Source organism: Aeromicrobium sp. (genome assembly GCF_049587115.1).
GTDB lineage: Bacteria > Actinomycetota > Actinomycetes > Propionibacteriales > Nocardioidaceae > Aeromicrobium.
This window is the reverse complement of sequence record NZ_JBAVDI010000073.1, coordinates 1-24,547: the sequence shown is the minus strand read 5'-3', so window position 1 is coordinate 24,547 and position 24,547 is coordinate 1. Positions and strand designations below refer to the sequence as shown.

Below are 24,547 nucleotides of genomic sequence, written 5' to 3'. Positions count from 1 at the left end.
TCAACTGTCACCGGTGACCGGGTGTTCCGGAGTTCGCTGTCAGCAGAACCCCGGTCGCAGGTCACTCGGCGCGGGACAGCGGAAACAGGATTGCCTCGCGGATGCCGATGCCGAGCAGCAGCATCACCAACCGGTCGACGCCCAGACCCATCCCGCCGGCAGGCGGCATCCCGAACTCGAGTGCACGCAGGAAGTCCTCGTCGACATCCATCGCCTCCGGATCGCCGGCCGCGGCGAGCCGCGACTGCTCCTCGAGGCGTTCGCGCTGGATCACGGGATCGTTGAGCTCCGAGTACGCGGGCGCCAGCTCGACACCGTTGATGATCAGGTCCCATGCCTCGACCAGGCCGGGCTTGGAGCGGTGCTTCTTGGCCAGCGGGCGCACCGACTCGGGGTAGTCGCACACGAACGTCGGCTGGATGAGTGTGTGCTCGACCAACTTCTCGAACAGCTCGAGCACGATCTCGCCCGCGCCCCAGTGCGGCTGCAGGGCCACTCCCTGCCTGGCGGCGAGCGCCGTCAGATCGTCCTCTGACGTCTCGATGTCGACCGCGATCCCGGTGGCCTCTGACACCAGCTCGTGGATGCTGGCGCGGCGCCAGTCTGCTTCGAGATCGATCTCCGTCCCGTCCCGACCGGTCACGACGGTGCGACCCACTGCGCGCGCGGCGTTGACCACCAGATCGCGGGTGAGCTCGGCCATCGTGTCGTAGGAGCCGTAGGCCTCGTAGGCCTCGAGCATCAGGAACTCGACATTGTGCGTGTTGTCGACCCCCTCGTTGCGGAACGTCTTCCCGATCTCGTACACCCGGTCGACTCCGCCGACGAGTGCACGCTTGAGATGCAGCTCGATGGCGATGCGCAGCAGCATGTCTTCGTCGAAGGCATTGGTGTGCGTGTTGAACGGGCGTGCCGCGGCACCACCATTCGTGTGCTGCAGCACGGGGGTGTCCACCTCGACGTACGCACGCTGATCGAGGGTCGACCGAAGGGATTGCAGCACTTTGGCCTTGACCCGCACCGTCTCGCGGGCCTCGGGGCGGACGATGAGGTCGACATAGCGCATCCGGCTGCGCGCCTCGTCGGACAGCGGGGAGTGCTCGTTGGGCAGCGGGCGAACGGTCTTGGCCGCGATGGCCCACGAGGTGGCCATGACCGAGAGCTCGCCGCGCTTGCTCGTGATGACCTCGCCCGTGACGGCGAGGTGGTCGCCGATGTCGATCGAGGACTTGAGCTGGGCCAGACGGTCTTCGCCGATCCCGGCGAGCGACAACATCGCTTGGAGCTCGGTGCCATCGCCCTCGCGCAGCACCGCGAAGACCAGCTTGCCGGTGCCGCGCACGAAGATCACCCGGCCGGCAACCGAGACGACATCACCTGTCCGTACGTCCGGGCCGAGCGCCTGGGCGTCGTAGCCCGAGGTGATCTGCTTCAGCGTGTGCGTGCGGTCGACGACGATCGGGTATGGCTCCTCGCCACGGTCGAGGAGCTGCTGCCGCTTCTCCAGGCGCACCCGCATCTGCTCGGGAATCTCGCCCTCGGGGGCCGGGGTGGTGGTCGCATCGCTCACAAGGGTCAAGCCTAGTGGCGGCCCGGTGATCGCGGGTCGCCGCTCTCTTCGCCAGGACGTTCGCCCTGCTTTGTCACTCGTGGTTCTTCTCGTGGATCAGACGCAGTCCCGTGAGGGTCAGCCACGGATCCCGGGTCGTGATGGTCGAGCAGTTGTCGACGACGGCATCGGGATAGGAGCCCGTCGCGATCACCGTGACGTGATCAGGGTCGACGTCGAGCGACTCGATGATGCGGGTCACCATTCCGTCGACCAGGCCGGCGAACCCGTAGACGACCCCGGACTGCAGGGCCTCGACGGTGTTCTTGCCCACGACGTCCCGAGGCAGCGCCAGCTCCACGCTGCGCAGCTGGGCGCCGCGGCGGGCCAGCGCATCGAGCGACAGCTCGACACCCGGCGCGATCGCGCCGCCGATGTAGCGGTTGGATTCGTCCACGACATCGAAGATCGTCGCGGTGCCGTTGAGATCGACGACGATCGCCGGGCCGCCGTAGAGCTCAACCGCCGCCAGCGCGTTGACGATTCGATCGGCACCGACCTCGCGCGGGTTGTCGGTGTGGATCGGTACACCGGTCTTGACCCCCGGGCCGACGATCGCCACCGGCAGATCCGCCCAGTAACGCACCTGCATGGCCCGCAGCTCGACCAGGATCGCGGGCACGGTGCAGCACAGGCTGACTGCCTCGACCCGACCGATACCGGCCTGGCTCACCAGGCCCGTGACGAGCATCTGCCACTCGTCGGCCGTTCGCCGCTCGTCCGAGGAGACCTGCCAGTGCGCGATCAGGTCCTCGTCGTCGAAGGCGCCGATCGTCGTGTGGCTGTTGCTGACGTCCAGGCAGAGCAAGGTCATGGGGTCACCGGGATGCCACGAGGGGGTTGTCGACGACGTCTCCGCGGGTCAGCCCGCTGCCGGGAAGCGCCTCGGCCGGATCGCTGCCGGTGCCGACGACCGAGTTGTTCGCGTCGACGAACACCACGCTCGGCTCGAACGCCCGCGCCTCGGCGTCGGTCAGCTGGGCGTACGCGATGAGGATGACGAGATCACCGGGGTGGACCAGGTGTGCGGCGGCACCGTTGATGCCGACGACCCCACTGCCCCGCTCTCCAGCGATCGTGTAGGTCTCCAGACGCGCGCCGTTGTCGACGTCGACGATGTGGACCAGCTCGCCCGGCAGCAGGTCCGCCGCGTCGAGCAGGTCCTGGTCGACCGTCACCGAGCCGACGTAGTGCAGGTCGGCCTGGGTCACGGTGGCCCGGTGGATCTTGGACTTCATCATGGTGCGGATCATGGTCAGGCTCCTAGCGTGAGGGACGTGTTGTCGAGCAGGCGTGGCGTGCCGACCCGGGCGGCGACGAGCAGACGGGCCTCGGCTCCGGGCATCGCCGAGCCCAGGTCGGGGTCGGTCACGACCAGATAGTCGGGGTCGATCCCAGCGGATTCGAGCACCGTGGCAGCTGCGGACAGGACGGCATCAACGCCGTCAGGTGCGGCTGCCACACCGGCCCGCAGGGCCGCCGACACGTATGCCGCCCGCTGGCGGTCATCCTCGGACAGGTAGCGATTGCGAGAGCTCATCGCCAGCCCGTCCGGCTCGCGCACGGTCGGGCAGCCCACGACGTCGACGCCCAGGGCGAGATCCCGGGCCAGGTGCCGAATGAGGGTCAGCTGCTGGTAGTCCTTCTCCCCGAACACCGCGACATCCGGACGCACGAGGCCGCACAGCTTCGCGACGACGGTCAGCACGCCGCGAAAGTGGGTGGGCCGGACGGCACCTTCGAGCACGGCGCCGAGTGGTCCCGGGTCGACCGTGATGGTGTCGTCCAGACCGGCCGGGTACATCGTCGCCACCGTGGGGGCGAAGACCACGTCGACCCCGGCCTGCGCGCACACCTCGAGATCGGCGCCGAACGTCCGCGGGTAGGCATCGAAGTCCTCTCCCGGGGCGAACTGCGTCGGGTTGACGAAGATCGATGCGACGAGGGTCCCGCCCAGCGGTCGGGCGTGCTCGAGCAGCTGGAGGTGCCCATCGTGAAGCGCCCCCATCGTCGGCACGAACGAGACGCTCGTCCCGCCACAGGCAGCTGACAGCTCGGCGCGTGTTCGCGCGATGATCGGACCCGACACGGTCAGATCCCGGCTGCGATCTCAGCGAGAGTGTCCCAGTCGGCCTCGTCGAGGACCTGTCGGATCGTGCCTGCCTGGCTCGCGGCGAGCCTGCCGTCCGCCTCAGCCCGTCCCGCGGTGGCGCGAGCCAGCTCGAGATAGGCATCCACGGTGGAGTCGTCGACGTCCGCTGCGGCCAGCGCGTCGACGTGGGCGCGGATCGTGGTGACGTCACCTCGCACGACCGGACCGGTCAGCGCCGCGTCACCATGAGCCAGGACGTTGTCGAGTGCCGCGGCGAGCAACGGGCTCAGCACCGCTGCGGGGTCCGCGGCACCGGCGGCACGCAGCAGATCCATCGACTGAGCCACCAGCGTGACCAGGTGGTTGGCTCCGTGCGCCAGGGCCGCGTGATACAGCACACGATCGGCCTCCTCGACCCACATCGGGGTGCCGCCGAGTGCCGCGACGAGCTCCTCCGCGAGGCGACGCTCGGCCGGGCCGGCGGTCAGCCCGAAGACTGGCGAGCGATCGAGGTCGACCGGGGTGCCGGAGAACGTCATGGCCGGGTGGAACGCGATCGGGCGGGCGCCCAGCCGCGTCAGGGCGGCCAGCGCGTCCAGGCCGTGCCGTCCACTGGTGTGCAGGACGTACTGGCCCGGTCGGACGCATCCGGTCGCGGCCAGCTCCTCGGCGACGACGATCAGGTCATCGTCCGGCACCGCGAGGACCAGGATGTCGCTGGCTGCGGCCAGCTCCACCGGTGTCAGGACAGCGACGCCCGGGAGCAGGGTGCTGATGCGCAGCAAGGATTCGGGCGACCGCCCGCTGACCCCCACCAACGGGTAGCCGGCCGCGCGGAATCGAGCAGCGAGAACTGCGCCGACCCTGCCGGCTCCGATCACGCCCATGGACATACGTGTCATGTGTGGTGCCTTTCGTTCCAGTCCCGCACGCGGGTACCAGACAAACTGACAACTCGATACTACCGTTCGGGCGCCGGGCCGACAGGGCCGAGGCCTGTGCCAAGGATCACACGCCGGATCGGCGCGGAAGTCGAGCGATCGTCGTGCTCTCCCGTGATCCGTCGGTCAGCGTCACCGTGATCTGCCTCGGAGCCCGGCGCGAAGCACCTCTCAGGGTCACGGACCACCCAGATCCGACATAACGTCGTTGGGCGCCCTGACGCGAGGTGGACACGTGCGGCTCACCCCACTGCACGACGTCGACGAGGTCCCCATCGGTCTTGACCGCCAGCATGGGTTCGACCAGGTCCACGTTCGGGAACCACGCCTCGACATCGAGCACCAGATTCGGACCGTCGTGATGGACACTCCGCACGGTCGCACGCGCTGCGGTCTGTTCGGCGGTGAGGACGTAGGTCTCGGGCGGCACCCGATCACGCTCCCAGCCCGGCAGGTAGACCGTCAGTCCGGCGGGCTCGATGCCCGACGGGTGCATTTCGGGCTGCATGCCCTCGGCCTGGACGTAACGCCAGATGGGGTCGTGCTCGCCGGCCGCGAGCAGCGCATGGAGGACGCGGAACTGCGCGGGCACCTCCGCGCGATAGCGATCGGCCGGGACGGCGCGGATCAGGCGGGGTACTCGTTCGATGAGCGCCTCGAGGTAGGCGTCATCGGCGCGTTCGAGCTTGAGCACCAGGTTGGGCAGGTTGTGGCGCACGTACTGCACGGCCCGCTCGACGCGTACGTCCGGGAGTGGCTCCAGGATCTCGAGCACCGCATCGATGGCGTTGGTCCAGGCGTGGACTGCAGCCGCAGTAACCCGACCCTGCGACACCGAGGAGGTCTGGCGACGCCAGTTGTAGGCCATCGTCCCCGAGATGTCGATGCCCTCGGCCGCGACCAGGGCGCGGGCGCTGACGATCTGATCTCCGGCCAGCATCACCTCCGGGAACTCCAGCGCGGTGGCATCCCAGAACTCTCGCTGAAAGATCTTGGCGCACGCCATGGCATGGACGAGGACATCCGGACGTTCGGTGAGCCCGACGTGCGTCGCCGGCCTGGAGTGAAGTGCGCGATTCCAGGCAGCCGCCGGACGGACCCGACCATCCTCCAGGCGCTGGTAGGGCATCACTGCGATGTCGGAACCCGACTCGGTCAGGACGTCCATCGCCGCGCGAAGCCCGGTGCGGGTGACGGTGTCATCGGCGTCGACGAACGTGAGGAATGCCCCCGTCGCCGCCTCGACGGCCGCCCGCCTCGCGGCGGCCACCCCACTGTTGGTCTGCGTGAGCACCGTGACGCGTCGATCGGATCTCCGGTGCCGACGGGCGATCGCCAGACTGGAGTCGGTCGATCCGTCGTCGATCACGATGATCTCCACGCGGCGATAGTCTTGACGCCGCGCCGACAGCAGGCATTCGTCGAGGAAGGCCTCGCCGTTGAAGACCGGCACCACGATGCTGAGCAGTGGTCTGGAACGCTGTCGCCACCGGTCCAGCGGCACCGCGACGGCTCGTCGGAAACGCCTGCGAAGTCGAGCCACGAGCCGAGCATAGCGACGACTCTCTAGGTTGATCACATGACGATGCGAGCCCTCCCGTGGCGCGAGGCGTGGGATCGTGCCCTGTACGCCGAGGACGGCTTCTTCCGCACCTCCCGGCCGGCGGAGCACTTCCGTACCAACGCGCACGTCGGCAGTTTCGCCACCGCCATCGCCGAGCTCGCCCTGCGCAACGAGGCGCAGACGATCATCGACCTCGGCGCCGGCGGCGGCGAGCTGCTGACTGCCCTGCGCTCCCTGGTCGGTGACCAGATGCGCCTCATCGGAGTCGAGCTGGGCGCGCGACCCGAGTCGCTGCCCGAATCCATCGGCTGGCAGTCGGCGCTGCCCGAACAGATCGACGGCCTGCTGGTCGCGAACGAGTGGCTCGACAACGTCCCCTGCGACATCGTCGAGATGGCCGACGACGGGCGGGTGCGGCAGGTCCTGGTCGATCCGTCGACCGGAGTCGAGACCCTCGGTGACGAGTTGGACTCCGACTGGCTCCGTACCTGGTGGCCGCTGACCGAACCCGGCGAGCGAGCCGAGATCGGCCTGACCCGGGATGCTGCCTGGGCTGACGTCGTCGCACGGGTCAACGGCACCGCGGTGGCGATCGACTACGGTCATCGGCGCGCTGACCGCCCACCGTTCGGCACCCTGCGCTCCTACGCCGGCGGACGCGAGGTCGATGTCGTGCCCGACGGCAGCCGCGACGTCACGGCGCACGTGGCCGTGGACTCCGTCGCGCAGGCGGCCGGAGCAACCGCGGTACGGCAGCGCGACGCCTTGACCCGGCTGGGGCTCCAGACCACCCGACCCCCGCTGGACCTCGCCCACACAGACCCCGCGATCTACCTGCAGCGTCTGGCCGCCGCAGGGGAGGCCGGTGAGCTCGTGGCGGGGGGCGGACTGGGCGACTTCTGGTGGCTGGTCACCGGGTCCCTCGAGCATGGAACACTGACCCCATGACGCGGTTGCTGATCCGATCCGGCAAGGACCCCTTCACCCCCGTCGCGGCCGAGTCGACGCTGACGCAGGATGTGTTCAACAGCAACAGCGGAAACTACCTGTTCCAGCACGCGGTGTGGCGGGCGCTGGCAACCGATGACGCCGAGCTGGTCTCCAACGGCACGCTGTCGGAGCGGGCCAAGCCGAAGCAGCGTGACGGAGCCCGGGTCAATGCCGAGTTCGACCACTTCGTGATTCCGATGGCCAATGCCTTCCGTCCCGAATTCGCCTCGCGGCTCGACCGGCTCAGCGAGCTGCTCGAGCAGGTCACGATCCCGGTGACTGTGACCGGGATCGGCGCCCAGGCGGCGCACGGCCAAGGAGTCGAGTCGCTGGAGTCGATCGCGTCCACGGTCAAGAAGTTCGTCGGTCTCGTGCTCGACCGCTCGGCCTCGATCGGTGTCCGCGGCGAGTTCACCCGGTCGTACCTGCTCGGGCTCGGCTTCCCCGACGACGCGATCGAGGTCATCGGCTGCCCGTCCCTGTTCCTCCGCGGCAGGGACTTCGCGGTCGACAAGAAGGTCGACATGATCACGGCGCACAGCCCCCTGGCCCTCAACCTGACCCCGGAGGTGCCGGGCATCGGAGCGTTTGCGACGGCCCAGGCACAGCGGCACCCCCACCTGACCTACATCGGTCAGGACGCCCATGACTTGCGGCTCCTGCTGTGGGGGACTCCGTTCCCCCACGTCCACGACATGCGCGCCCCGGTCCACCTGGACCATCCGCTGTACCAGGACGACCGCATGCGACTGTTCCTCGACACCTGGAGCTGGTACGACTTCCTGGCGACCCAGGACTTCGCCTACGGCACCCGGTTCCACGGCAACGTCGCCGCCTTGCTCGGTGGCACACCGGCCCAGCTGCTGGCACACGATTCCCGCACGATCGAGCTGGCCGAGTACCACCGGATGCCGTTCACCGTGATGCCCGAGTTCACCGCCGAGCTGCGTGCCGAGGAGCTTTACGACTCGACCGACATGAGCGAGTTCAATGCCGCGATGCCGGAGACCTTCGATCGGTACACCTCATTCCTGGAACGCAATGGCCTCGCGCACATCTGGCAGGACGGCGCGGGCAGCGGGGACTTCGACGACCGGCTCGCCGCCGCGACCTTCCCACCCCCGGTCCATCCGCTGATCGCCTCCGACGGTCACGAGATCGCCTCGCGTCTGCAGTGGCTGCGTCAGGGCATGGTTCTGGACATCACCCGCCACCCGCAGGCCTACGAACAGCCGTTCCCGCACCCGCCCTGGAACGGCGCCGGCAGCCGGCACGCCCGAATTCAGGCGAAGACGGCCGAACAGCTCGCGGCGCAGCGCGGCCAGATCGACGAGCTGTACGCACGACTCGAGCGGATCGAACGCAGCTCGCCACGCGGCCTGACGACCCGTGTCCTGCGCCTGATCAGGCGCCTGTTCGGGCGCTCATGACCGAGGTCACCGCAAGCGTCGGCACCGGGTTCGCGACGACGGACATGGTGCTCAACATCGGTCCTCAGCACCCTGCGACCCACGGCGTGCTCCGCCTGCGTCTGACCCTCGACGGCGAGCGGGTGATGGCGTGCGAGCCGATCGTGGGCTACATGCACCGCGGCGTCGAGAAACTCTTCGAGGTGCGCGACTACCGGCAGATCATCGTCCTGGCCAATCGGCACGACTGGCTCAGCGCGTTCTCCTCCGAGCTCGGGGTCGTGCTGGCGGTCGAGGACATGCTCGGGATGGAGGTGCCGGAGCGCGCGACCTGGATCCGCACGCTGCTGGCCGAGCTCAACCGGGTGCTCAACCACCTGATGTTCCTCGGCTCGTATCCCCTCGAGCTCGGCGCGATCACGCCGATCTTCTATGCCTTCCGTGAGCGGGAGACCATCCAGGAAGTCATGGAGGAGGTCTCCGGCGGACGGATGCACTACATGTTCAACCGGGTCGGCGGGCTCAAGGACGACATTCCGGCAGGATGGACCGGGCGGGCCTCGGCAGCCATCTCGACGGTGCGGACGCGCCTGACCGAGCTCGAGGACCTGATCTTCGGCAACGAGATCTTCCGGGCCCGCACGCGGGGAATCGGCGTGCTGTCGCCCGAGCTCGTCGAGGCGTACGGCGTGTCAGGGCCCATCGCACGGGCCTCCGGTCTCGATCTGGACCTGCGGCGCGACGAGCCCTACCTCGCGTACGGGGAGCTTCAGGACGTGCTGCGGGTGCCGGTGCTGACCGATGGCGACTGCTACTCGCGGTTCGCGGTCCTGCTGGAGCAGACCAAGGTGTCGCTCGACCTGGCCGACGCGTGTCTCGCCCGCCTGGTCGACATCGCACCCGGACCGGTGAACGTGCGGCTACCCAAGATCCTCAAGGCGCCCGAGGGTTCGACATATGTCTGGACCGAGAACCCGCTCGGGCTCAACGGCTACTACCTCGTGTCGCGCGGTGAGAAGACTCCATGGCGACTCAAGCTGCGCTCGGCGTCGTTCAACAACGTCGCGGTGCTGCCCGAGATCGTCGGCGGCACGGTCGTGGCTGACCTTGTCGCGATTCTCGGCTCGATGTTCTTCGTCGTCGGGGACATCGACAAGTGAGGTGACCTCGCCGTCGTAGGGTCGGGGCATGGCCGATCCCACGCCCCGCCTTCCCACGCGCATGGATGAGCTCGCCGAGGAGTGGCTCGGGGAGCTGCTCGAGCTCACACCGGAGCTGCACATCCACCTCGGCCTGCCCGGACGCGAGTCCGACTACACCGATCGGTCTCCCGACGGCGTTGCCGCAGCCGCGGCGGCCGCCCGCACGATGCTGTCCCGCGTACGCCGGACGGACCCGGACGACGCCGTCGATGCGGTGACCCGTGCAGAGCTGATCCGTACGATCGAGCTCGACCTGGAGCAGGTCGAAGCCGGCTTCTGGCAGCGGGATCTGAACGTCATCGCCTCGCCGGGCCAGCAGTTCCGCGACATCTTCGACCTGATGGACACCGAGACCGAGGACGACTGGTCTCACATCGCGCGTCGCATGCAAAACCTCCCGGCGGCGATGACCGGCTATCTGGACTCCCTGCGGATCGGGATTGCTGCGGGCAATGCGCCGGCGCTCCGCCAGGTGCGTGAGGTCGCGTCGCAGGCTCGCAAGCAGGTTGGCGCCGACAGCTTCTTCGTCGCACTGGCAGCCGGTGCGGACGTGCCCAGCTCCCTGCGCTCCGACCTCGAGGCCGGTGCGCTCGCCGCGACCGAGGCGTACGCGGCCATGGCGGAGTTCCTGGAGAACGACCTGGCACCGCACGCCCCGGTCGAGGACGCTGTCGGCCGCGAGCACTACGCCATCGCGTCGCGACACTTCGTGGGTGCCGACATCGATCTCGACGCGACGTACGAGTGGGGTCTGGACGAGCTCGCGAGAATGGTTCACGAGCAGGAGGCGACAGCCGACCAGATCAAGCCCGGTGCGACGGTCGCCGAGGCGATCGCACATCTGGACTCCGATCCGGCGCGTCGGCTGAACGGCACCGCGGCGCTGCAGGCCTGGATGCAGGCCACCAGCGATCGCGCGGTCGCAGACCTGTCGCGCACCCACTTCGACATCCCTGAGCCCATGCGCCGGCTCGAGTGCCGGATCGCCCCGACCCAGCAGGGCGGCATCTACTACACGCCGCCGAGCGACGACTTCACGCGGGCCGGCCGCATGTGGTGGAGCGTGCCGGAGGGGATCACCGAGTTCGACACGTGGCGGGAGCTCACCACGGTCTACCACGAGGGCGTCCCCGGCCATCACCTGCAACTGGGTCTCGCGACGTACAACCGCGCCGAGCTCAACGGTTGGCGTCGGATCAACTGGAACTCCGGGCACGGCGAGGGATGGGCCCTCTACGCCGAGCGGCTGATGTCCGATCTGGGCCATCTCGACGATCCGGCCGATCGGCTCGGCATGCTCGACGGTCAACGCATGCGCGCGGCGCGGGTCGTCGTCGACATCGGGGTGCACCTGGGCAAGCCCAAGCCAGACGGATCCGGCAGATGGACCGGTGATGATGCGTTCGGCTTCATGTCCCAGCACGTCAACATGAACGAGCCGTTCATCCGTTTCGAAGCCAATCGCTACCTGGGCTGGCCCGGTCAGGCGCCGTCGTACAAGGTTGGCCAACGCATGTGGGAGCAGCTGCGTGATGACTACGTCGCCGCCAACGGGTCTGACCTCAAGGAGTTCCACCGTCGAGCGCTGGCCGTCGGCAGCGTGGGGATGGACACCCTCCGCGAGTCGCTGCTGGCCTGACCAGCACGCTCAGGCTGGAGTCGGGTCTGGGCGTGCATCGGACGCCGTACCGTCCTTGCCCTCGTCATCGTCGCCCGGGAGCCGGCACGATCGCTCCAGCAGCACTGCGGCGACCAGGAGCAGCACGCTGGCCACCGCGGCAGCGCCACCGCGGACGACCCGTTCCCGGCCCAACGGCGAGTCCAGCGCGTCGACGAACGCGATCGCGAAGCCACCGTAGAGCCCGGCGACGAGCGATCCCACCACGGCGCTGGACTTGGCGATGGCGAGCATGCGAATGCCGTGCGCGGACGTCATCCGCTGATTCTTCTTGTGCAGGCTCTGCCAGGTGTTCCAGGCGAGGGTGCCCACCAGCACCGCGGCGAGGAGCAGAGTCAACGGAGCCACCCAGCTCAGTCTCGGCACGCTGCCGTCGAACCGGACGATCAACGGCGGCACGATCCGACCGACGACCAGCCCGGTGCCGATCAGCGCGGCGACCAGCAGCGGCGAGGTGGGGCGGACCCGGTTCATGTCGGTGCCGAGATCACAGGATGATCTCGAGGTCCTCACGCTTGTGGACGCCGGAGGTGTCGACGCCGGCGAGGAGGTCGGCGACGAAACCCTTGCCCGGGACTTCGCCCTCGGGGTCGATCTCCAGCCATGGCACCAGCACGAATCCGCGCTCGTGTGCACGCGGGTGCGGAAGCTTGAGCGACTCGTCGTCAGCGACTCGCGGGCCCACGACGATCAGATCGACGTCCAACGTGCGGGGCGCGCCCTGCTCGGAGCGCTCCCGTCCGAAGGCGTCCTCGATCGCGAGAGCCCGGTCCAGCAACGTGTGGACCGTGAGGGTCGTGTCGATCAGGACCACCGCGTTGAGGAACTTGCCGGACTCGTCCGGTCCGCCCAACGGGTCAGTCTCGTAGACCGAGGAGATCGCGACGACCGTGACCTCCGGGGTGTCCTCGAGCGCCGAGACTCCGCCCTGGAGCTTGCCGTGCCGATCGCCAAGATTGGAACCGAGTGAGAGGACTGCCTGCCGGATGGGTCGCATCCCCCCGGTCATGGTGTCCGCGTCCAAGACGTACGGTGTGGGCGCTTCGGTCACTGTTTGCTCCGCTCTATCGTCACGGCGACATCGTCAAACGCCACCTTGATGGGCGCCTCCGGCTTGTGCACCGTCACGCTAGCCCATCGGACCGAGTCCTCGGCCAGGCACAAGTCCACCACACGAAGCGCCAACGTCTCAATCAGGTCGACCGGGTCGCCCACGATCGCGTCATGCACCTTCTCGGCCAGCACCCCGTAGTGCACCGTCTTGGTCAGATCGTGCTCCCGCGCGGCCGGGCCGAGATCGAGTCCGAGGCTCACGTCGAGGACGAAGGTCTGGCCGTCACGACGCTCCTGCGGGAACACCCCGTGGTGGCCGTGAGCGGAGATGCCGCGCAGATCGATGCGATCGAGGTCGTCGGGAATCACTGGTCAGTCCTCCGGGTCAGGGATGGGGAGCTCAGCGATGGGCGAGGCGTGGCGGGACCAGAGCTTCCACCCGGCCGGCTGATTCACCAGGATGCTGGTGCACACGGCCTTGCCGCCGGAGAATGCCTCGGCCGAGACCAGCCCGTCACCAGACAGGATGTTCTCCGTGCAGCTCACGAGCGCCGTCGTGGGCTCGGCTGCGCCGCGGGGGAAGGTCACCACCTGGATGTCGGTCAGGAAGAACTGGATGTAGCCGACATTGGCCATCAGGACGGTCCACGACCGCAGGACCTGCGCCGTACCGCGTAGGGGGTGCGATCCGGGGTGGACACACGAGATCTCGGCGTCGTCGACCCACAGCGACGCCATCAGGTCGACGTCGCCGGTCTCCACCGCGTCGTAGAACGCCCGGTGAACAGCGAGCACGGCATCACTCATCGGTTCTCCTGTCCGAGTCGAGCCGCCACCCGGACGGCATCGGCCGAGGCCGCAGGCTCGTGCACCCGCACGCACCATGCACCCGCGGACGCAGCGAGCGCGCTGATCGCCGCGGTGGCGTCGTCTCGCCGCTCGGTCGGACGCTGCACGTCGCCATCTGTCAGCAGCTCGCCGAGGAACCGTTTGCGCGATGCAGCGACCAGCAGCGGGTGACGCAGAGCCACGAAGGCGTCGAGGTGCGCCAGAACGGCCCAGTTCTGCTCGCCCGTCTTGGAGAATCCCAGGCCAGGATCGAGAATGATCCGGTCGGGATCGACACCAGCGTGCACAGCGGCATTGACCTGCACTATGAGCTCACGGGTGATGTCCTCGACAATGTCTTCGTACAGGGTGTGCTGCTGCATCACCGCGGAGTGCTCCCGCCAGTGCATCAGCACGATCGGGGAGCCGGTCTGCGCCGCCAGCGCCATCATCTCGGGGTCCGCTCGCCCACCGGACACGTCGTTGATGATCGACGCACCAGCCTCCAGGGACTCTCGCGCGGTCGAGGCCCGCATCGTGTCGACCGAGACCGAGATGCCTTCGGCGACCAGGCCGCGGATCACCGGGATCACCCGGCGCCGCTCCTCCTCGCCGTCGATCCGGAGCGCGCCGGGCCGGGTGGACTCACCGCCGACATCGACCAGGTCGGCGCCCTCGGCGACAAGATCGATCCCGTGCCGGATCGCGGTGTCCGCGTCGAGCCACCTGCCACCGTCCGAGAACGAGTCAGGTGTCACGTTGACGACCCCCATCACGAGGCAGCGGTCGTCGGGCAGCCCAGGCATCACACCGCTAGCGTGCCGTGATGAGGCCCATGGCCTCCGCGCGGGTCGCTGGATCGCGCAGCTGGCCACGCACTGCGCTCGTGACGGTCTTGGCTCCGCCCTTGCGGACTCCCCGCATCGTCATGCACAGGTGCTCGGCCTCGATGACCACGATGACTCCGCGTGGATTGAGATGGGTGATGAGGGCATCGGCGATCTGGGTCGTCAGCCGCTCCTGCACCTGCGGGCGCCGGGCGAACACGTCGACGAGGCGCGCGAGCTTCGACAGGCCGGTCACCCGTCCGCCGTCGGTGGGGATGTAGCCCACGTGCGCGACACCGAAGAACGGCACCAGGTGGTGCTCGCACATCGACCACACCTCGATGTCCTTGACCAGCACCAGCTCGTCGTGGCCGACCTCGAAGACTGCAGTCAGGACGTCCTCGGGGCTCTGGTCCATGCCCGCGAGCAGCTCCTCGTACGAGTTGGCGACGCGTGCTGGCGTGTCTCTCAGCCCCTCACGATCGGGATCCTCGCCAACAGCGATCAACAGCTCACGGATCGCCGCCTCGGCTCGGGCCCGATCGACCGTCACGGAAGCTCCGGGTGCCCGTGGACGTCAGGACCGGCCGGCGGTGGGGCGTCGGACCCCGAGTCGGGGCCGATCACGACCGGCGTTCCGTTCTGGCCGCTGTAGGAATTGCCGGCGATCGTGTCGACCGGCGGGCGAGTATCCGGGACCCGGCTGTCGGAGCCGGTCCAGGCCGGGCGGATCTCGCGGCGTTGCAACGGAGCGAAGATCTCGGCGACCTGCGCCTTGTCGAGCGTCTCCTTCTCCAACAGCTCGGTCACGAGGGCATCCAGCACGTGCCGGTTCTCGTTCAGGATGTCGAACGCCTCCTGGTGCGCGAAGGAGATCAGCTTGTTGATCTCTTCGTCGACCACGGCGGCGACAGCCTCGGAGTAGTTGCGGGCATGACCGATGTCGCGACCCAGGAATGGCTGGCCCTCGTTCTCGCCGAGGCGCACTGCGCCGAGTCGCTCAGTCATGCCGTACTGCGTGACCATGGCACGGGCCAGCCCGGTGGCCTTCTCGATGTCGTTGCCGGCACCCGTCGTCGGGTCGTGGAAAACCAGCTCCTCTGCCGCGCGGCCACCCATCATGTACGCGAGCTTGTCGAGCAGCTCCGCGCGGGTCTGGGAGTACTTGTCCTCGTCAGGCAGGACCATGGTGTAGCCCAGCGCCCGTCCACGCGGCAGGATCGTGATCTTGTGCACCGGATCGCTCTGGGGCAGCGCTGCGGCGACCAGGGCGTGGCCCCCTTCGTGGTACGCCGTGATCCGGCGCTCGTTCTCGTTCATCAGGCGACTGCGCTTCTGCGGTCCGGAGATGACGCGATCGATCGCCTCGTCCAGAGCGGCGTTGTCGATCGTCTTGGCACCGTTGCGGGCTGTCAGCAGCGCGGCTTCGTTGAGCACATTGGCCAGATCGGCGCCCGAGAAGCCCGGAGTGCGCCGCCCGACTGCCTCGAGGTCGACACCCGGCGCGATCGGCTTGCCACGGGAGTGCACCTTGAGGATCTGGGTGCGCCCGGCCAGGTCAGGCGCCTCGACGCCGATCTGCCGGTCGAACCGACCAGGACGTAGCAGTGCCGGGTCGAGCACGTCGGGACGGTTGGTCGCTGCGATCAGGATGACTCCACCTCGCACGTCGAAGCCATCCATCTCCACCAGCAGCTGGTTGAGCGTCTGCTCACGCTCGTCGTGGCCACCGCCCATTCCGGTGCCGCGGTGCCGACCGACGGCGTCGATCTCGTCGATGAAGACGATCGCGGGCGCATTTTCCTTGGCCTGCTCGAACAGGTCGCGGACCCGGCTCGCGCCGACGCCGACGAACATCTCGACGAAGTCCGAGCCCGAGATCGAGTAGAAGGGGACGCCGGCCTCACCTGCGACGGCTCGCGCAAGAAGCGTCTTGCCGGTGCCGGGCGGGCCGTAGAGCAGCACGCCCTTGGGAATCTTGGCTCCGACTGCCTGGAACTTGGCCGGCTCCTGCAGGAACTCCTTGATCTCCCCGAGCTCTTCGATCGCCTCGTCGCAGCCTGCGACGTCGGAGAACGTGGTCTTGGGAGTGTCCTTGGTCATGAGCTTGGCCTTGGACTTGGCGAACTGCATGACCCGACCGCCACCCCCGGCGGCGTTGTTCATCATGTAGATGATCAGGCCAAAGATCACGACGATCGGCAGGATGCCGATCAGCAGACTCACCAGGGGGTTGGACTTGGGCACCTCGACGTCGAAAGACTTGAGCTGCTTGTCGGCCACCGCCTTCTCGGCCTGCTGGACGAGTCGGGCTCCCTGGTCGCCAAGGTACTTGCTCTTGACCTTCTTGCCGTCGGCCAGCGTCGCCTGGATCTGCTGGTCACCGTCGATGAAGGTGACGTCCTTGACCTTGCCGTCCTGGAGATAGCTGACCATCGTGGCGGTCTTGACGCTCTTGTAGCCGTCAGCGTTGGAGGAGGCAGTCACGATCGCGATCACCACGAGAGTGATGACGAAGATCCAGAGCCAGGGGCCCTTGATGAGGCGTTTGAAGTTCATGTGAACGGGCGTGGAGCGGGTCCACTCCTCCTGAGTACTTGTCGGTAAGAAGACGGTACACGCAGCACCATCCACCTGTGGAACGAGTGCGTTGCGGGCAATGGTTCCCCACCGTGGCGGTGGAAACTGCGTCGAGCCACCCCAGGTGTGACCCGCGTTCCCGGCCTAGGCGTGGAGCCGATCAGGAATACACGTGCGGCGCGAGGGTGCCGATGCAGCGCAGGTTGCGGTACTTCTCGTTGAAGTCCAGCCCGTAGCCGACGACGAAGGCGTTGGGGATGTCGAAGCCGACGTACTTGACCTCGACGTCCATCTGCTGCGCCTCGGGCTTGCGCAGCAGTGTCGCGATCTCGACGGACGCCGGTCCGCGTGACCGCAGGTTGGTGATGAGCCACGACAGCGTCAGCCCCGTGTCGATGATGTCCTCGACGATCAGGACGTGGCGGCCCTGCAGGTCGGTGTCGAGGTCCTTGAGGATGCGCACCACACCGGACGACTTGGTGCCCGAGCCGTAGGACGAGACCGCCATCCAGTCCATCTCGACGTGCAGGTCCAGGCTGCGAGCAAGATCGGCCATGACCATCACGGCGCCCTTGAGGACGCCCACCAGCAGGATGTCCTTGCCGGCATAGTCGATCTCGATCTGCGCGGCCATCTCCTTGAGGCGGGAGACGATCTGCTCCTCGGTGAACAGGGTCTGATCGAGCTCGAGGTCGTCTGCGACATGTGTCTGGTCCACGGGCTCAGCCTGCCACAGGGGTCCTCACGTACGACAGGGAATCCCCCAGCCGCACGCAGGCCAGCCCACCGGGCAGCTCGATCCGTCGCTGCCCGTGCCAGCTGGTGACGAGGCGATCGATCTCGGCGAGGTGGGTCGAGGTCAGGGCCGAGCCGTCGGCGCCCGCCTGGAGGGCCGTCCGGCGCAGGGTCCGTGATCGCACGGCCGGCGGCAGGGCCAGGAGCGTCGGGACGTCGAGCGGCGCCTCCACGGCTGCAGCCAGCTCGTCGAGCCACGCTCCATCGGCCCTCACCTGATCTGCGGTGCGCGCCAGCGCCTCGGCGACACCCCCACCGAGGACGTCCTCCAGCACCGGCATGAGCTCGGTGCGGATCCGGGACCGCCGATAGGCCGGATCCGCGTTGTGCGGATCGTTCCACCACGACAGACCGTGCGCGCGGCAGATGCGCTCGGTGTCGACGCGTCGCAGGGCGAGCAGGGGGCGCCGGGTGATCCCGTCGGCGGGCGACATTCCCGCGATCGAGCGCGGCCCCGATCCGCGGCCGAGCCCCAGCAGCACGGTCTCCGCCTGGTCGTCGAGGGTGTGGCCGAGAAGCACCGCGTCGGGCATCGACCTGCGCAGCGCCTCGTGGCGTGCCCGTCTGGCAGCCGCCTCGGGCCCACCGTGACGGCCGACGTCGACAGCGATGATCTCGGCCTCCATGCCCAGCTCGTGGATCTGCTCGGCTGCCACGGCGGCCACGGCGGCCGATCCTGGCTGCAGCTGATGGTCGACGATCACGGCAGTGACCTCGTACGACGCCCGGTCCGCAACGAAGCCTGTGACCGCGGCCAGAGCCAGCGAGTCCGCGCCACCGGAGACGCCGATCACCAGCCGGCTGCCTGGTCCGAGATCCGCCAGTGCGGCGCGCACCAGGTTGCGACCTGTTGCGACGGCAGGATCCAGAGCTCCGCCCATCGACCTAGCCGTGCACGCGGGCGACCCACGACGAGGGGTCGAGGATCTCAGCGGCGGTCGGTAGATTGGCGGGCTCGGCCCAGACGGCGTTGAACCCCGACAGGCCCACCCGCTCGTTGACCTGACGGACGAACACCGCCCCGTCGCGGTACTGGCGCATCTTGGCGTCCAGGCCCAACAGTCGCCGGAGAATCCGGTCGAAGCTGCTGGCGCCCTTGCGCCGCTCGGTGAACTTGCGCCGAATGTCGACCACAGACGGAATGACCTCGGGGCCGACGCCGTCCATCACGACGTCGGCATGACCCTCCAGCAGCGACATGATGCCGGTCATCCGATCGACGACCTCGCGCTGCCTGTCGTTCTGGAACAGCTCCGCCAGCGAAGCGTCCGAGTCACCGCGAACGATGCGGATCATCTCGCCGAGGCCCTCGGTGACCAGGGACGACAACGCCGACGCGTCCAGGTCCGTCGCGTCCACGAACTCGTCGAGCAGCGAACGCAAGTGGTCCCGCATCCAGTCGACTGCCGTGAACTGCACCCGATGCGTCTCCTCGTGCAGGCACACCCAGAGGCGGAAGTCGTGCGGGTCGACATCGAGCTGGCGCTCTGCCTGCACGATGTTGGGCGCCACCAGCAGGAGCCGACCGGCCTCGCCGGCGGGCCCGGTCCAGAACGGATCGAACTGACCCAGCACCTTGGACGACATGAACGACATCAGCGCGCCGAGCTCAGCGCCGCTGATCTTCTCGCCCACCGTCCGGGCCACCCCGGTCGGCATCTTGCGGGACTCCGCGAGCTTGGCGACGAGAGGATCCATCACGAGCCGGAACGTGTCGAGATTGGCCTCGACCCAGCGCGGTCGGTCGATCACCAGGACCGGCGCCGTGGCCGATGTGGCGTGCAGGTCACTGAACTCGCGGACCGGGGCTTCCGACCGGGCTGCCCCCTCGCGGAGCTCTGCAACCGCCTCGGCGACCTCGGCCGCCGACACGACGGGGCCGGGCTTGGACAGCCTCGTCGCCGTCGAGAGGGCGAGCTTCCAATCGATCATGGCACCAACCTACGGCCTGCCGGGTGGCTGCGCCGCCGACTCATGATCCGCAGGTGCACGTCGCAATAGCTGCGGCGACCCGGTCCAGTGCGGCCTGCGCCACCAGCGGTGCGGCCCGTTCAGTGCGATCGGCCATCAGGGCGAACACGACCGGGCGACCGTCGGCGTCGAGCGCGAAGCCGGCCAGCGAGTGGACACCCGACAGCGTGCCGGTCTTGGCCCGCAACGTGCCCAGAGACGTCGTGAGCGATGCGAACCGGTCGACCAGCGTGCCGGTGAAACCACTGACCGGCAGGTCCGACATCAGGCCGGACGCGCGTGAAGTCGTCGCCGCGACGTTGACCGTCTCGGCCAGGGTCCGGGGCGCGATGCGGTTGGACCGGGAGAGCCCACTGCCGTCGCGGAGCACCAACCCCGTGACATCGATGTCCGCAGACGTCAGCACGTCGACGACCGCCGCGGTCCCACCGTCGAAGCTCCCGGGTTGCCCGGCGGCCAGAGCCACATGTCGGAGCATGACCTCCGCAGCCTGGTTGTCACTGGTTCCGATGAGCGCTTCGACGATCTGCGCGACCGGCGCACTGCGCACCGCGGCGATCGTCTGCGCACCGGCGGGTGCCCGACCCGCTGCCGGTTCGCCGGTGACGGCGACGCCACGCTTCGACAGCAGGTCCGCGAAACGGCGAGCAGCGTCGGCAGCGGGGTCCTTGGCGCGGGCTCCCCCGACGACACCCTGATCGGCCCAGAGGGCACTGACCGGCGTCACGATGCTCTGGCTCACGTACGTGGATTCCCAGCTGGGGCTTGCGGCCTGTCCGGTGAACAACGACGCGTCGAAGCCCAGACGGACGGTCGTCACCCCCGCCTGGGTGAGCGACGCCGCCGTGCGACGCGCCAGCGTTGCGAGATCTGCCCGCTCGACCCGTTTGGACTTCTTGTCAATCACGGTGGCGAGGTAGGGGTCCCCGCCGCCGATCAGCATGAGCCGCTCACCCTGCTGCACCACTCGGGTCGTGAAGCTCGCCTGCGGGTCGATCAGCGACAGCGCGGCGAAACCCGTGAGCAGCTTCGTCGTCGAAGCCGGAATGTAGGTGCCGGAGCCGAAGGACGCCAGCTCACGGCCGTCCGCTGGTGAGATCGCGGAAAAGCCCACCCGCGGCCCCAGCACGGATGCGCGCAGTCCGTCCCTGACCGCCGCCGAGAGCCTGGCCGGGTCGATCTCGCCCACGCTGGCCCGTGCCGGACCCATCGGGTCAGGCATCGAGTCCGTCGTCAGGGAGCGAGGGGGAATGACATTGCTCGGTCCGCAGTCGCCGTCGCAGATCAGCTCGTTGAGGTCGCCGCGTTGCCACAGGACGACGCCGAGCGCCACGACGAGGGCCAGCACGATCGCCGGGATGGTGACGCCACCACGAGGCCGCGCGACCCTGGTTTCATTCTGAGCGGCCACATGCGCCAGACTATAGAGACACCATTGTGCTGCGCTCCATGGCGCGCGCACCCAGAATTCAACCGCCGGAGGCACCAGTGATTTTCGACGTCACCGTGGAGATCCCGAAGGGCAGCCGCAACAAGTACGAGGTCGACCACGCGACGCATCGCATCCGCCTCGACCGCACGCTGTTCACTGCGACGCAGTACCCGGCCGACTACGGCTTCATCGACGACAGCCTCGGCATGGACAGCGATCCACTCGATGCCCTGGTACTGCTCTCCGAGCCCACCTTTCCCGGCTGCGTCATCTCGTGCCGCACGATCGGTATGTTCCGCATGACCGACGAGGCCGGCGGCGACGACAAGGTCCTGTGCGTTCCGGCGAAGGACCCCCGCCAGGAGCACCTGCGCGACATCCACCACGTACCTGAGTTCGACCGGCTCGAGATCGAGCACTTCTTCACGGTCTACAAGGACCTCGAGCCCGGCAAGTCCGTCGAGGGCTCGACGTGGACCGGGCGGGTCGAGGCCGAGGCCGAGATCCAGGCGAGCTACGACCGCTTCAAGACCAACGGCGGCTACTGAGCCTCCGCCTCGGGGGACGGGCCCCGGCTCACCAGGGCAGCGGCGTCAGCCGTTCGAGCTCTTGAGCAGTGCCCGCATGGTCTCGGCGAAGACCCCCACGTCGATGCTGCTGTCCAGCGACCGCAGGGTGCCCAGCCCTATTCCCAGGCTCAGCAGTGCGGTGGCAGCTTTCTCCGGATCGACCGTGTCGCCGAGGCCCGCCTCGGTCGTGACCTGACGCACCAGGTCGGCGATCGCCGCACGAATCTCCCGGTGACGCTTGATCAGCTCGGTCGCGACGTACGGGCTCTGCCGCGCGATTGCCCCAAACTCCACCTCGAGCGCGGTCCAACGTGGCTGACCCAGCCCTTCACGGGCCCAGGCAGCGAACGCCTCGATGCGCCCGTCCAGATCGGTGTCGGCCGTGAACGCACTGACCACGCCCTCGATCTGCTCCTCGTGGATGCTGTCAAGCACCGCCATGCAGAGCTGCTCCTTGCCGTCGAAGTTCGAGTACACGGCCCCCTTGGAGAAGCCCGCGCGCACGGCGACCTTGTCGAGCGAGGTCGCGGCATAGCCGTCGGACAGGAACATCTCGCGAGCGACCGCGATCAGGCTCTCCCTGGTGCGCGCCTGGCGCTCGGCCCTGCTGATCCTCGACCCATCCACCGTCACGCGCCACTCCCTCGACCACCGGGCCGAGTGGCCCAAAACACTCTTGCATCGTACTCAGATACCGATAGTATCTGAATGGTGATCAAAAAGGATGTCATCATCATCGGTACCGGTTTCGCCGGCATGGGCGCGGCCATGAAGCTCCGCCAGTCCGGGCGCGAGGACTTCGTGATCCTGGAGAAGGCCCACGACGTCGGCGGCACCTGGCGCGACAACACGTACCCCGGCTGCGAGTGCGACATCCCCAGTCACATGTACTCGTTCTCGTACGAGCTCAACACCGACTGGAGCAAGAGCTTCTCCGGCCAGGAGGAGATCTGGGCGTACCTCCGCAAGGTGGCCGACGAGCAGGGCATCCGTCCCTACATCTCCTTCGGCGTCGAAGTCACCGGCGCCACCTGGGACGAGGACCAGAAGGTCTGGACCATCCGAACCAACGGCGAGGACTACCAGGCCCGAGTGCTGATCGCCGGAGTCGGCGGTCTGCACATTCCGAACGTGCCGGAGATCGCTGGCGCGGACTCCTTCGAGGGCCCGAAGTTCCACTCCGCCCAGTGGGACCACTCGGTCGACCTGAAGGGCAAGAAGGTCGTCGTGATCGGCACCGGCGCCAGCGCGATCCAATTCATCCCCATCATCGCGCAGGAGGTCGGGCAGCTCACCGTCTTCCAGCGCACCGCCGCATGGGTGCTGCCCAAGAAGGACAAGCCGACTCCCGAGTGGCGCAAGAAGGCCTTCGCGGCGATCCCCGGTGCTCATCGCGCCTATCGCAACGCGCTGTACTGGTCGCTGGAAGCCCGAGCGATCGCCTTCAACGGCCACCTCAACGTCTTGCCGCTCGCCGAGAAGATCGTCAAGCGTGAACTCGCCAAGTCGATCCCCGATGCAGAGCTGCGGGCCAAGCTCACCCCGGACTACCGGCTCGGTTGCAAGCGCGTGCTTCAGTCCAACACGTACTACCCGACATTCCTGCGGGACGACGTCGAGCTCAACACCGACGGGGTGAGGGAGATCCTGAGCGACGGCGTGATCGACAACAACGGCGTGAAGCACCCGGCCGACATCATCATCTACGGCACCGGCTTTCACGTCATCGACGCGTTCGACTACCTCGACATCAAGGGCAAGGACGGTGTCGACCTCGCTGCGCAGTTCCGCGACAACGGCGTTGAGACCTACCTGGGCATGACGATCAACGGCTTCCCCAACCTGTACTTCATGCTCGGCCCCAACACGGCACTCGGCCACAACTCGGTGGTCTTCATGATCGAGCAGCAGACCAAGTTCATCATCCGGATGCTGGACGAGATGGACCGCCGTGACGTCGCGGCCGCAGATGCGACCAAGGAGGCGCAGAGCGCCTTCAACGTCGAGATCCAAAGGCTCGTCGAGAAGGGCATCTGGACCCAGGGCGGCTGCACGTCGTGGTACCTCGACAGCCAGGGCAAGAACCGCACGATCTGGCCCAAGTTCACCTTCCAGTACTGGTGGGAGACCCGAAAGATCAAGGGATCCGACTTCGCCTGGGAACGGGCGGCCTGACCATGAGCGAGTCCCGCACCTACGACATACCGCCCGGTCCGACGACTCCCCCGTGGTTGATGACCTGGAGGTTCCTGCGCAGTCGCTACGCCGACATGCCCAAGCTGCACGCCAAGTACGGCGACACCTTCTCGGTGCGGATCCTGCCCGGCCCCGAGACGTTGGTGGTCTTCAGCGATCCGGTGGACATCAAGGAGATCTTCGCTTCGGACCCGTCGCAGTTCCATGCCGGAGAGGCCAATGGCATCCTCAAGCCGGTCATGGGCGAGCACTCCGTCCTGCTGACCGACGACGCCGAGCACATGCGGGCCCGCAAGCTCCTGATGCCGGCCTTCACCGGACCGTCGATGCGCGGCTACCAGCCACTGGTGGAGGCCATCGCCAAGATCGAGATCGATTCGTGGCGCGACGGCGACACCCTGATGACACTCGATCGGATGAACTCGCTCACCCTCGACGTGATCCTGCAGGTCGTGTTCGGCGTGACGGACGAGAAACGTCTTGCGGTGCTGCGCCCCAAGGTCAACACGATGGTCAACATCGGCGCGAAGACGCTGCTCGCCTGGTCCTACCCCAGGCTCGCCAAGATCCCGCCATGGAGCACGTACTTCAAGAATCAGGTCGAGGTCGACAAGCTGCTCTACGCCGAGATCGCCGAGCGCCGCGAAGCACACGATCTCGAGGGTCGCGACGATGTGCTGTCCCGTCTCCTCCGTGTCGGTGACACCGAGGGCGAGACCCCACTCACCGACGAGGAGATGCGTGACCAGCTGGTCACGCTGCTGCTCGCGGGGCACGAGACGACCGCGTCGGCCCTGTCGTGGACGTTGCA

At 67.8% G+C, this 24,547-nt stretch carries 25 protein-coding genes; 7 read left to right on the top strand and 18 right to left on the bottom strand.

The genetic code is table 11. From position 1 onward, the window contains the following. Window positions 1-61: 61 nt before the first annotated feature. The 6 genes from lysS to WB461_RS07680 all read right to left on the bottom strand — a co-directional run bounded on the left by lysS (window position 62) and on the right by WB461_RS07680 (window position 6,185). Window positions 62-1,519: a lysine--tRNA ligase gene (lysS, locus tag WB461_RS07705; RefSeq protein WP_423852171.1), complete on the bottom strand. Its 1,458-nt coding sequence runs from the start codon at window positions 1,517-1,519 to the stop codon at window positions 62-64. Window positions 1,520-1,643: 124 nt separating this feature from the next. Beyond that, window positions 1,644-2,423, bottom strand: coding sequence for a type III pantothenate kinase (locus WB461_RS07700; RefSeq protein WP_423852146.1), 780 nt, complete (start codon window positions 2,421-2,423; stop codon window positions 1,644-1,646). Window positions 2,424-2,427: 4 nt separating this feature from the next. Then, window positions 2,428-2,862 (bottom strand): aspartate 1-decarboxylase, encoded by a 435-nt coding sequence (gene panD, locus WB461_RS07695; RefSeq protein ID WP_423852145.1) that lies wholly within the window; start codon window positions 2,860-2,862, stop codon window positions 2,428-2,430. Between the two features lie 2 nt (window positions 2,863-2,864). Then, entirely contained in the window at window positions 2,865-3,698 is an 834-nt protein-coding gene (gene panC, locus WB461_RS07690; RefSeq protein ID WP_423852144.1) for a pantoate--beta-alanine ligase, read from the bottom strand. Window positions 3,699-3,700: 2 nt separating this feature from the next. Continuing rightward, window positions 3,701-4,603: a Rossmann-like and DUF2520 domain-containing protein gene (locus WB461_RS07685; protein WP_423852143.1), complete on the bottom strand. Its 903-nt coding sequence runs from the start codon at window positions 4,601-4,603 to the stop codon at window positions 3,701-3,703. A gap of 106 nt (window positions 4,604-4,709) precedes the next feature. Then, complete coding sequence (locus WB461_RS07680) at window positions 4,710-6,185, bottom strand: glycosyltransferase (RefSeq protein ID WP_423852142.1); 1,476 nt, start codon at window positions 6,183-6,185, stop codon at window positions 4,710-4,712. A gap of 36 nt (window positions 6,186-6,221) precedes the next feature. Here WB461_RS07680 and WB461_RS07675 point away from each other — a divergent pair, with 36 nt between their 5' ends. The 4 genes from WB461_RS07675 to WB461_RS07660 are packed head-to-tail and all read left to right on the top strand — an operon-like array spanning window position 6,222 to window position 11,446. After that, window positions 6,222-7,154 carry an SAM-dependent methyltransferase gene (locus WB461_RS07675; RefSeq protein WP_423852141.1) on the top strand — a complete coding sequence of 311 codons (933 nt, stop codon included), beginning with the start codon at window positions 6,222-6,224 and terminating at the stop codon, window positions 7,152-7,154. Then, entirely contained in the window at window positions 7,151-8,626 is a 1,476-nt protein-coding gene (locus tag WB461_RS07670) for a polysaccharide pyruvyl transferase family protein (protein ID WP_423852140.1), read from the top strand. The genes WB461_RS07675 and WB461_RS07670 overlap by 4 nt, the downstream gene beginning before the upstream one ends. Beyond that, complete coding sequence (locus WB461_RS07665) at window positions 8,623-9,765, top strand: NADH-quinone oxidoreductase subunit D (protein ID WP_423852139.1); 1,143 nt, start codon at window positions 8,623-8,625, stop codon at window positions 9,763-9,765. Before WB461_RS07670 ends, WB461_RS07665 begins: the two co-directional genes overlap by 4 nt. Window positions 9,766-9,793: 28 nt before the next feature. Next, on the top strand, window positions 9,794-11,446 hold the full coding sequence (locus tag WB461_RS07660; RefSeq protein ID WP_423852138.1) for a DUF885 domain-containing protein: 1,653 nt from the start codon (window positions 9,794-9,796) through the stop codon (window positions 11,444-11,446). A gap of 9 nt (window positions 11,447-11,455) precedes the next feature. Here WB461_RS07660 and WB461_RS07655 read toward each other — a convergent pair whose 3' ends face one another. The 11 genes from WB461_RS07655 to dacB form a co-directional block, all read right to left on the bottom strand. After that, window positions 11,456-11,959, bottom strand: a complete 504-nt coding sequence (locus WB461_RS07655; RefSeq protein WP_423852137.1) for a DUF3180 domain-containing protein — start codon at window positions 11,957-11,959, stop codon at window positions 11,456-11,458. A gap of 13 nt (window positions 11,960-11,972) precedes the next feature. Beyond that, window positions 11,973-12,536, bottom strand: coding sequence for a 2-amino-4-hydroxy-6-hydroxymethyldihydropteridine diphosphokinase (gene folK, locus WB461_RS07650; protein WP_423852136.1), 564 nt, complete (start codon window positions 12,534-12,536; stop codon window positions 11,973-11,975). After that, entirely contained in the window at window positions 12,533-12,907 is a 375-nt protein-coding gene (gene folB / locus WB461_RS07645; RefSeq protein WP_423852135.1) for a dihydroneopterin aldolase, read from the bottom strand. The genes folK and folB overlap by 4 nt, the downstream gene beginning before the upstream one ends. Before the next feature lie 3 nt (window positions 12,908-12,910). Continuing rightward, window positions 12,911-13,345: a nuclear transport factor 2 family protein gene (locus WB461_RS07640; protein ID WP_423852134.1), complete on the bottom strand. Its 435-nt coding sequence runs from the start codon at window positions 13,343-13,345 to the stop codon at window positions 12,911-12,913. Continuing rightward, complete coding sequence (gene folP, locus WB461_RS07635) at window positions 13,342-14,172, bottom strand: dihydropteroate synthase (protein ID WP_423852170.1); 831 nt, start codon at window positions 14,170-14,172, stop codon at window positions 13,342-13,344. The genes WB461_RS07640 and folP overlap by 4 nt, the downstream gene beginning before the upstream one ends. Before the next feature lie 7 nt (window positions 14,173-14,179). Further along, a complete protein-coding gene (gene folE, locus WB461_RS07630) occupies window positions 14,180-14,746 on the bottom strand; it encodes a GTP cyclohydrolase I FolE (RefSeq protein ID WP_423852133.1) in 567 nt (188 codons plus the stop codon). Then, window positions 14,743-16,752 (bottom strand): ATP-dependent zinc metalloprotease FtsH, encoded by a 2,010-nt coding sequence (gene ftsH, locus WB461_RS07625; protein WP_423852132.1) that lies wholly within the window; start codon window positions 16,750-16,752, stop codon window positions 14,743-14,745. The genes folE and ftsH overlap by 4 nt, the downstream gene beginning before the upstream one ends. A 181-nt stretch (window positions 16,753-16,933) precedes the next feature. Beyond that, window positions 16,934-17,491 carry a hypoxanthine phosphoribosyltransferase gene (gene hpt, locus WB461_RS07620; RefSeq protein WP_423852131.1) on the bottom strand — a complete coding sequence of 186 codons (558 nt, stop codon included), beginning with the start codon at window positions 17,489-17,491 and terminating at the stop codon, window positions 16,934-16,936. A gap of 4 nt (window positions 17,492-17,495) precedes the next feature. Further along, a complete protein-coding gene (gene tilS / locus WB461_RS07615; protein ID WP_423852130.1) occupies window positions 17,496-18,449 on the bottom strand; it encodes a tRNA lysidine(34) synthetase TilS in 954 nt (317 codons plus the stop codon). 4 nt (window positions 18,450-18,453) lie between these two features. Continuing rightward, window positions 18,454-19,500: a zinc-dependent metalloprotease gene (locus WB461_RS07610; protein ID WP_423852129.1), complete on the bottom strand. Its 1,047-nt coding sequence runs from the start codon at window positions 19,498-19,500 to the stop codon at window positions 18,454-18,456. Between the two features lie 40 nt (window positions 19,501-19,540). Next, complete coding sequence (gene dacB, locus WB461_RS07605) at window positions 19,541-20,950, bottom strand: D-alanyl-D-alanine carboxypeptidase/D-alanyl-D-alanine endopeptidase (protein WP_423852128.1); 1,410 nt, start codon at window positions 20,948-20,950, stop codon at window positions 19,541-19,543. Window positions 20,951-21,027: 77 nt separating this feature from the next. On the opposite strand from dacB, the gene WB461_RS07600 reads away from it, so the two are divergent. After that, a complete protein-coding gene (locus tag WB461_RS07600; protein ID WP_423852127.1) occupies window positions 21,028-21,519 on the top strand; it encodes an inorganic diphosphatase in 492 nt (163 codons plus the stop codon). A gap of 45 nt (window positions 21,520-21,564) precedes the next feature. Here WB461_RS07600 and WB461_RS07595 read toward each other — a convergent pair whose 3' ends face one another. Beyond that, the gene (locus WB461_RS07595; protein WP_423852126.1) at window positions 21,565-22,173 is read right to left on the bottom strand and encodes a TetR/AcrR family transcriptional regulator; all 609 of its coding nucleotides are present in this window, start codon (window positions 22,171-22,173) and stop codon (window positions 21,565-21,567) included. 75 nt (window positions 22,174-22,248) lie between these two features. Here WB461_RS07595 and WB461_RS07590 point away from each other — a divergent pair, with 75 nt between their 5' ends. Beyond that, window positions 22,249-23,715, top strand: a complete 1,467-nt coding sequence (locus tag WB461_RS07590; RefSeq protein ID WP_423852125.1) for a flavin-containing monooxygenase — start codon at window positions 22,249-22,251, stop codon at window positions 23,713-23,715. Between the two features lie 2 nt (window positions 23,716-23,717). After that, window positions 23,718-24,547: cytochrome P450 (locus tag WB461_RS07585; RefSeq protein WP_423852124.1), on the top strand; the 830-nt coding region annotated here is incomplete at its 3' end.